This is a genomic window from Methylovulum psychrotolerans, assembly GCF_002923755.1.
In the GTDB taxonomy this organism is placed as follows: domain Bacteria; phylum Pseudomonadota; class Gammaproteobacteria; order Methylococcales; family Methylomonadaceae; genus Methylovulum; species Methylovulum psychrotolerans.
The window spans coordinates 3,691-11,917 of the sequence record NZ_PGFZ01000028.1; the positions used below are offsets into that span (position 1 = coordinate 3,691).

An 8,227-nucleotide genomic window follows, 5' to 3' on the forward strand; every position below is an offset into this window, starting at 1 on the left:
TAGGGCTCATATCATCCTTGGATATGAAAAAATCCCAGCCGTCATCAAGATATTAGATGATAAACAGTCTGCATTGCTATCTATTGCATCAAATACAGTTCGTGAAAACTTATCTGACTTTGAATTAGGCAGGTCTTTTAAAAAATTGTTGGATAGCCAATACGTTAGATCTGTCAGTGAACTGAGTCGATATATTGGTATTTCAAGGCAACAAATAGATCGTTGCCTTGATTTTACTAAATTGCCAATATCGGTTATTGATCAACTAGAAAAAAATCCTAAATTATTTGGTGCGAACTGTGCCGAGTTTTTTGCTGGTTATATTCTTAAAGGTTATGTGGATAATGTTATTTTAGCCGTTGATATGATTGTTAATGGAGCCAGTGAGCAAAAAGCGATGTTTTGGCTTCGGAGTCAGTCCACATCTTCAACAAGAGCCAAAAAAACAAGAAAAAATACGCCATTATTCTATGATAATAAGCAAATTGGGACAGCCTATATAGAAGGAAAAAAAATAATTATAGAATGTAGTACGGGATCTCAACCTTCATTTGTTCTCGAAAGCTTGCTTAATAAATATGTAGAAAATTAAAATATTTTTAATATAAAACAATTGCTTATATAAAAGTACCTACTAGGTACTTTTTTCTTGTTGTTGAGAAATATTGCAATACATTTCCTGATTAGCAAGATGCTTCAGCTGAGCGAAGCCAAACTTCTGGGCGAGGCTCAACGGCGACGGCGGCAACGAGCAGGCGCATGGGAAGCACGTCGAGCTGGAACCTGCGGTTGAAACGATAGGCGAACGCCCCAGATAACGCGATGCATATTTTGCGAACCCAAACGCATGGTAAGAGCTGCCAAAGCTGGTCTTGAGATTGCCGAGTAGGGTGTTGAGTCATAGGAATTCAACCATGTCTTTAGGTTTTCGTCCGCCGACAATGATCGCCCCGTGTTGGCAATCTGCTCTGGTTACCGCCGCGAAGCAGGCCAGCCCGTCAGATAAGACGGTACTGCCGGGTTCCAAGTTGGTTTTCGCCCAGTCGGCAATAGCCTCGCTGGTGAACCCCAGGGCTTTGCAAACTATCCATCCGGGCTACTTTCTAGCAACATGCCTTTCTGGCGTATGACTGAACCAACACATATGAATATTCTTCGCGGACAACGGTTAAATCTTGCTGATTTAATTGACGTTAGCACACTGTTTACGCTTGAGGCCACCGTTGATGCACCCGTATTGCGGATTAATTTTTCTTGTTTCGGCTTGGATGCGGACAGTAAGCTGGCCGATAAACGTTATATGAGCTTTTACAATCAGCCAACCACACCCTGTGGCGGGGTGCTGTTTAAATGTCCGGACAACAATGCCGCCATTTTTACCATTGACTTACAGAAGTTGCCGGCTGCTGTTGAGCGCTTGGTTATTGCGGCGGCTATTGACGGATATGGTGTGATGTCGCAAATGGGCGGCGGACTGCTGGCACTGGCCCAACGCGCTGTCAAAAGGGCTGTTTACACCTTTGTAGGCAGTGATTTTTCGGCAGAGAAAGCCTTGATCGTCATGGAAATTTATCGCCGGGAAGGTAAGTGGCGGATTTGCGCCCAAGGCCAGGGGTTTAATAGCGGTTCGGATGTGTTAATCCGCTATTTTGGCGGTACGGTAACACCTGCGCCGCCGCCGGCACCTACCCAAAACGTCGCCCAACAGATGCCGAAACCGTTATCTACAGATAATGGCGCGGGAAATGTGCCGGAGAGCGGCAATTTAAGCGGGTATTGGCAATCCCAAGGCACAGCCGTCACCGTCGCATACGTTACCGTCCAGACAGGCTTGCTGTATTTCGGATCAGATTTACGCAGTATCGGCTCACGCGCCAAGATAGAACCGGCATTGATTAACCCCAAGTTGCCGATTGGTAAGCTGACGGCGGCAAATTACCGCCAGCCCTTGCTGCCTTATGAGCTGTCTTATTCTGAGTTTTCCCCGACGGCTAGGGCTGCTTATTTAAAATGGTTAGAGCAAGGGCGCAATGATCCCTTGGCCTCTATCAGTTATGTGTTTTTATATTTTTATGGGCTGGAGCGCAGGGCTTTGGTCGATGCCACAACAGACCCTGCCGCAAAAGCGGAATTGCCTAATATTATCCAAGCCGCCGAACGCTTACTTGAGACATATCGTGACAATGCGTATTTTAGTGGATATGCCACCCGATTTCTGGCGTTCGTGAAATTCGACAGCCCAGAAACCTGTACCCTCAAACAATACCTTGCCGCAGCGCCGGATCTTAAGCCCGCCGCCAGACCATTATCCTTACCTTTAAACGTGAAATTGGCGTTAGGGCAACTTGCCGTTGACAAAGTGCCTGTGCCTGCCTGTTGGGCGTATGCCTGGCTGATGGCGGACACCAACATCCGGCTTAAGACACCGGCACACCGCTGTTCCGCTGCGTTTAAGCAATTGTTTACGGATAAGTATAGCGAGTCCTTCGGCAATGGTATGCGTCTGCCCGTCAATAAGACGAAAATTAAAGCCTCCTACTATACCGCCAGTCCGTCTTTTTCTTATCGGGACCTAGAAAAGAAACTGGATATTCCTGACGTGACGGTTTTAACCAGTTGCACTCACAAGTTACAAGCGTTAGCGGATGAATGTGCGGCACGCTTAAGTGCCTACAGCCGATTTTTAGGCCGCAACCCTGACCAGGAAAACACGTCAACCGCCTTATTGGAGCTGCCATACACGCTGTGGCCGGAAGGGCAAAAACAGCCGTTGCAGGTGTTCAGGCAAACGCTTGCGGCAAGCCAAACGCCGATTGAACTGCAATTTGCCCAGCTAAAGGCCGGGCTGCCCGACTGGCATACCCTAAGCAAACCGAGCATGACGGCTTTCATTAACCGTCTGGCCGAAGCGGGGCTAGGCATGGAACCCGATCCCCAATTTGGCGGCGGCATTACCCATGAGGGCAGCAACGTGGTCTTATTCCTTGATAGCGGCCCCCAGCTTACGCCTTCCGCACACTATAGCGCCGCCGCTTTGGCCTTACATCTTGCGGCGGTGGTGGCGCTGGCGGATGGCGATGCGGGTGCATCAGCAAGGGCTGTGCTGGGCCGACATATTGAAGGTTGGCCCTATCTTGAAACGGCGGAGAAAAACAGGTTACAGGCGCACTGCCGTTGGTTGCTGTCAGACAAACCGACCTTGAAAAGCGTCAAAAAACGCCTCGGCACACTATCTTTGCCCGCCAGTGAGGCGTTGGCCGATTTGTTAGTGCAGGTCGCCAATGCCGACCACGGGGTTTCGGCAAACCAGGTAAAGGTTTTGGAAACGATTTATGCGTTGCTCAATCTTGACGTGCAGGCGCTGTATGGCAAACTTCACGGCACTGGGGCGGACGAACCTATCATAGTGCGTGCGGCGGCCGCTACATCAGGCGGTTTCCGTATTCCGCCGCCAACCAAGCCAACAGCCCCAACGGGCGTGCAATTGGACATGGGGCGGATTGCCGCCCTTAAGGACGAATCCAAACACGTCACCGCTATGCTGGTGGCGATTTTTGACCAAGAGTGCGTACCCGAAATGTCGGTACCGACACCTATACCAGCGGGTAGCCCTGAAGATTTATGGGGGCTGGATACCTTACACAGCGGCTTTATACGCCGTCTGTGTGCGCGTCCGCAGTGGTCACGCGCCGAGCTTGAGGCCATTGCCGCCGAGTGTGGAATCATTATGCTTGACGGAGCCTTGGAGCAAATTAACGAAGCGGCTTTTGATCTGTTTGACGTAGCTTATACCGAAGGCGACGATCCCATAGACATAAATCAAGACATTAACCAAGAAATTGTAAAGGAACTCAGTAAATGACAGCAATCAGGGCGAAAGACAAAGATGCGGTAATCCAATCATTGGGCGCAGGTGTCGTGCCGCGTACCGGCCAGCATCTGATACAGGTCGGGCGGGCCCGGGAAGTTGAAGCCCTACTGAAAGACATTGGCCGCATAGCCGACGGCGGCTCAAGTTTCCGCTTGATCACCGGCGAGTACGGTTCCGGGAAAACGTTTTTTCTTAATCTGGTGCGTAGCGTGGCATTGGAAAAAAAACTGGTCACGGCCAACGCCGACTTAAATCCTGACCGCCGCCTCCATGCCACCGGGGGCCAATCGCGGTCTTTGTATGCCGAATTGATGCGCAATTTGGCGACACGGGTCAAACCGGATGGTGGCGCCTTGGCGGGTATCGTCGAAAAATTTGTCAGTTCCACGATAACCGAAGCCAAGGCGGCGGGTATTAACCCGGAACTGGCCATCCATCAAAAGCTTGAACACCTGACAGAAATGGTCAACGGCTATGATTTTGCGGCGGTCGTCGCCGCCTATTGGCGGGGCTTTGAGCAAGGTAACGAACAGCTAAAGGCCGATGCCATCAGATGGCTACGCGGTGAATTTACCACCAAAACAGAAGCGCGGGGCGCGCTCGGTGTCAGAACCATCGTCGATGACGCTTCCTTTTACGACCAACTCAAATTGATGGGGCGGTTTGTACGTCTGGCGGGTTATAGTGGCCTGTTAATTGGCCTGGATGAAATGGTCAACCTCTACAAACTGACCAATACGGGGGCACGCAATGCCAATTATGAGCAGTTGTTACGGATTCTCAACGATTCCTTACAAGGCACGGCGGAAGGTTTGGGCTTTATGTTGGGCGGCACCCCGGAGTTTTTGCTGGATACCCGCCGGGGCCTGTACAGTTACCCCGCTTTACAATCACGGTTGGCGGAAAACAGTTTTGCCAAAAACGGTTTTGTCGATTATTCAGGGCCGGTGATCCGCCTTAGCCGCCTGACCCAAGAAGATTTTTATGTGTTGTTAAGCAACATCCGCCATGTCCATGCGGCGGGGGATCCGGCGGCCTACCTGTTACCCGATGAAGCCTTACAGGCATTTATGGGCCACTGCCACACACGCATCGGAGAGGCCTACTTCCAAACGCCGCGTAACACCATCACCGCGTTTATCCACTTGCTGGCCGTCTTGGAGCAGAATCCGGCGGCCAATTGGCGTGACTTGCTCGGCGCTGTTGAGATTGCCGCCGATAAGGGCGATTCGGCCTTACACAGGGATATGCCTGAACCCGACGAGGACGACGAACTTGTCAGCTTCACCCTCTAAGGCTTCCGATAGCTTTTCCCTGCTGGATGAACGCATACAACGCTGGATTTGGCAATCGGGCTGGTCTGAACTTAAAGATGCCCAAGAACAGGCTATCCCTGCTATTTTGGCGGGCGACACCGATGTTGTGATTGCCGCCGCGACCGCATCGGGTAAAACCGAAGCGGCGTTTTTGCCGATCCTTACCCGCTTGCTCTCTACAGAGGCCAGCAGCTGCGTGATGTATATCAGCCCGCTTAAGGCGCTGATTAATGACCAATGGTGGCGGCTGGAAGGCTTATGCGAAAGCTTGGAAATTCCCGTCACACCTTGGCATGGCGATATTGCCGGCACGAAAAAGCGCAACTTTAAAAAATCGCCGACAGGTTGCCTGCTGATCACACCGGAATCCTTGGAAGCCCTGCTCATGGCCAATGGCCACGCGTTACAAGGCTTGTTTGGCGGGCTGCGCTATCTGGTCGTTGATGAGCTACATGCCTTTATCGGTACGGAACGCGGCAAACAGCTCCAGTCGCTGATGCACCGCATTGATAGGGCGCTTAAACGCTTTACGCCGCGTATCGCCTTGTCGGCAACCCTTGGCGATATGGACAAAGCCGCCGCGTTTCTGCGCCCTAATGCGGCTGTCCCGGCCACGGTCATTAAAAGTAACGATGCCGGGCAAGCGCTGAAAGTGCTGGTAAAAGGCTTTATAGATTACCCGTTAGCGTTGGCCGACCCTGAGGCTTGGGTAGGCGATGACGCGGATTTTGAGAAATCCCTGTCCCAAGGCACACGCGCTATCAGTGAGCATTTGTTCAAAACCTTGCGTGGCAGCAATAATTTGGTGTTCCCGAACAGTCGCGGCAATGTCGAAAAATATGCCGCGCTGCTGCGCGGTTATTGTGAGGATTTGGGGCTTCCCAATGAATTCTGGCCGCATCACGGCAGCCTCGCCAAAGATGTCCGCGAAGAAACCGAAGCCGCCTTGAAAGCCAAGGGCCGGCCCGCCACCGCCGTTTGTACGACGACCCTGGAAATGGGCATTGATATAGGTTCGGTCAAAAGCATCGCCCAGATCGGCTGTGCGCCTTCGGTGGCGAGTTTACGCCAGCGTCTTGGGCGTTCTGGCCGCCGGGGCGAGGCCGCCATTTTGCGCTGTTACGCCCTTGAAGCGGCGCTTGCCCCGCATTCGCCGTTATCGGATGTTTTGCGTGAAAATTTGGTGCAGTCCACCGCCCAAGTCCGTTTGTCGCTGCGGTCTTGGTACGAACCGCCCAACATCGGCGGTCTGCATTTATCGACGCTTATCCAGCAGTTGCTGGCCCTCATCGCCCAATATGGCGGGATAAACGCGGCGGATGCCTGGGCGGTGCTGTGCGGTAGCGGTGTGTTTTTGGGGGTGCCGAAACAAGATTTTATTCTGCTGCTGCGCGAATTGGCCAAAAAAGACATTTTGATACAAACACCGACCGGTTTGTTATTGCATGGGCGGGTTGGCGAACAATTAGTCAACCATTATTCGTTTTACGCGGCGTTTGCCGCTGAGGAAGAATTCCGGCTTGTCCACGGCGGCAAAACCCTGGGTGCCTTGCCGCTGAGCCAGCCTGTCGAAAAAGGCACGCACCTGATCTTTGCGGGCAAACGTTGGCAAGTGCTGTCCTTGGACATCGAAAAGAAAGTGATCGCCGTCATGCCGGCTTTGGGCGGTAAGTTACCCAAATTTGATGGCGGCAACCTGCCGGTTGATGACGGTGTGCGGGAGGAAATGCGCCAAATCCTGTCAGAAACCCTGCCCATCCCCTTTTTGGACAGCACGGCAAACCAGTTGCTTCAGGAAGCCCGCGCCACCTTCCAGAGCATGGGGTTGGACAGCCTCCCCCTATTGGCCCAGACCCATTGCGTACAGCTGTTTCCTTGGCGGGGCGACCGGGTGATGAACACTTTGGCTTTGATGCTGAAACAGGCGGGGTTTCAGGCGGAGAACACAGGGCTGAGCATCATTATCAAGACGGACAACCCGGAAAAAGTGTTCGAAGCCCTGCATGGCTTGGCGGTGTCACCCCCGCCTGACCCCACCGCCTTGGTGGCGGAGGTGATGAACAAGCGGCTAGAAAAATGGGATGCCCTACTCCCCGCCGAACTGCTGGCCAAAAACTATTCATCCCATACCCTTGATGTTGCCGGGGCGCATGAATTTATCAAACGCTTGGCTGCACGGCGCCACAGTCCCAGATGATTTATTGACAAGCCACAAACGGCGTGGCCTTATGCCATTTCAGGCTTCCCAATTTCCACTAATTTCGATTGCACTTCGGCGTTGAATTCACGCTTCAATATATGAACAACCTTCCCATATGACCGGATAATGACGACCTTAAAGAGAAAGAAATGAGCAAGGACATCAACACATTTTACGAACAGGACATAACCCCCGACATTGAAAGCCTGTTTGCTTTGGCCTCCTCCCTCAATGACAAAATCAACTCGTTAAAAAGTAGCGATGAATCGCTATGGGGCGTTATCGCCAAAAAGCTGAAGGTGGATTGGACTTACCATTCAAACAGCCTTGAGGGAAGCACCCTGACCTTGGGGGAAACGTTTTTTTTCATCAGCGAAGGCCTGACTGTTGAGGGAAAACCCTTCAAAGATTTTCTGGATGCCAAGAACCATGTCGAGGCGATTGACTACTTATACGAAATCATCAGCAACCAACGAGACATTTCGGAATATGTTATCAAAGAGACCAACGCCCTTTTATTGTCGGGGGTCACTTATACCGTTGCCCAAAATAGCCAAGGCGAAAAGGTCAAAAAAAAGCGGGTTCCGGGCGAGTACAAGAAACACCCCAATCATGTTTTGCAAGCGGACGGAACCATCCATTGGTATGTTGACCCTATCAATGTGCAAGACCAAATGGAAGGGCTGGTCGCTTGGGTGAACGATAAGGCAAAAACCTTCGCTGCGAGACAGGAGTCGAGTAGTCCCCAGAAGCGATAGTGCCTGAGTTTTCACGAAGCGAAGCGGAAGTGAAAATGCAGGCTATACGAAATCGCGTCGAGTCATTGGAGAGCATGTGAGC

General features: G+C 51.8%; 5 protein-coding genes and 1 pseudogene. 5 read left to right on the top strand and 1 reads right to left on the bottom strand.

All coding sequences use genetic code 11. The annotated features are described in order from the left end of the window. A partial coding sequence (locus tag AADEFJLK_RS22720; protein WP_211299321.1) for a ParB/RepB/Spo0J family partition protein occupies nucleotides 1-592 on the top strand: 592 nt, incomplete at its 5' end. A 91-nt stretch (nucleotides 593-683) separates the two neighbouring features. Here the strand turns inward: AADEFJLK_RS22720 and AADEFJLK_RS22725 are convergent. Further along, nucleotides 684-1,069, bottom strand: a pseudogene (locus AADEFJLK_RS22725) (transposase); the annotation flags it as partial. Nucleotides 1,070-1,144: 75 nt separating this feature from the next. Here AADEFJLK_RS22725 and AADEFJLK_RS22730 point away from each other — a divergent pair. The 4 genes from AADEFJLK_RS22730 (at nucleotide 1,145) to AADEFJLK_RS22745 (ending at nucleotide 8,145) form a co-directional block, all read left to right on the top strand. Continuing rightward, nucleotides 1,145-3,862: a TerB N-terminal domain-containing protein gene (locus AADEFJLK_RS22730; protein WP_170065234.1), complete on the top strand. Its 2,718-nt coding sequence runs from the start codon at nucleotides 1,145-1,147 to the stop codon at nucleotides 3,860-3,862. Continuing rightward, nucleotides 3,859-5,166, top strand: coding sequence for an ATP-binding protein (locus AADEFJLK_RS22735; protein WP_103975910.1), 1,308 nt, complete (start codon nucleotides 3,859-3,861; stop codon nucleotides 5,164-5,166). The genes AADEFJLK_RS22730 and AADEFJLK_RS22735 overlap by 4 nt, the downstream gene beginning before the upstream one ends. After that, nucleotides 5,147-7,384: a DEAD/DEAH box helicase gene (locus AADEFJLK_RS22740; protein ID WP_103975911.1), complete on the top strand. Its 2,238-nt coding sequence runs from the start codon at nucleotides 5,147-5,149 to the stop codon at nucleotides 7,382-7,384. Before AADEFJLK_RS22735 ends, AADEFJLK_RS22740 begins: the two co-directional genes overlap by 20 nt. 152 nt (nucleotides 7,385-7,536) lie before the next feature. Next, nucleotides 7,537-8,145, top strand: a complete 609-nt coding sequence (locus tag AADEFJLK_RS22745) for a Fic family protein (RefSeq protein ID WP_103975912.1) — start codon at nucleotides 7,537-7,539, stop codon at nucleotides 8,143-8,145. The last annotated feature ends 82 nt before the right edge of the window (nucleotides 8,146-8,227 follow it).